Origin of the sequence: Halorubrum sp. SP9, from assembly GCF_005435015.1 — an archaeon.
In the GTDB taxonomy this organism is placed as follows: Archaea; Halobacteriota; Halobacteria; order Halobacteriales; family Haloferacaceae; genus Halorubrum; species Halorubrum sodomense.
In genome coordinates, this window is record NZ_SGXU01000168.1 from 323 (window position 1) to 876 (window position 554).

1 protein-coding gene is annotated in these 554 nt (G+C 54.9%); it reads right to left on the reverse strand.

The window, feature by feature from the left end:
• A partial coding sequence (locus EXE45_RS17030) for an oligosaccharide flippase family protein (RefSeq protein ID WP_158294308.1) occupies nucleotides 1–554 on the reverse strand: 554 nt, incomplete at both ends.

A 554-nucleotide genomic window follows, 5' to 3' on the forward strand; every position in this document is an offset into this window, starting at 1 on the left:
CCGCTTAGGGCCGCCGCAGTATGAACAAAGAATCCGACTGCCAGAATCGGAAGCACTGGCGCCGCGGCAACGTATTTGGGGCCAAATGTAATAGATACAATTGTTTCAGGGAAAAGAGATAGCAAGAGGGTAAGCGGAAGATTCGCCAGTAGGGCCCACTTAGTGATTGTGCGAATCAGACGACGGAGCGCGTCGTGATCTCCGTCGGCGTGGAGTTCAGAGATCACAGGGACGAAGAGGAAGCCGAATGCGGAGACGGTCATCGTGAGGAACTGCGCGAGGGGGTAGACAGCGTTGTACTCACCCACGGGACCCGCGCCGGCTAGGGCGCCGAGAAGAAAAATATCGATATCGGAGAAGACAGCGCTCATCGCAGCCGTGACGACTAGTGGTGCCGAAAACGTTAGCAGCGTTCTGCGTACCGGAGTATACTGAACCGACCAATTAAATATTGGTGTTCGGGAGTGGAGGAACCAGAGACCGAGAAACGCGGTAACTAAGTAAGAGACTAGATACGCCCAAGCGACCGACGCACTATCGAAACCAAGCGCAAC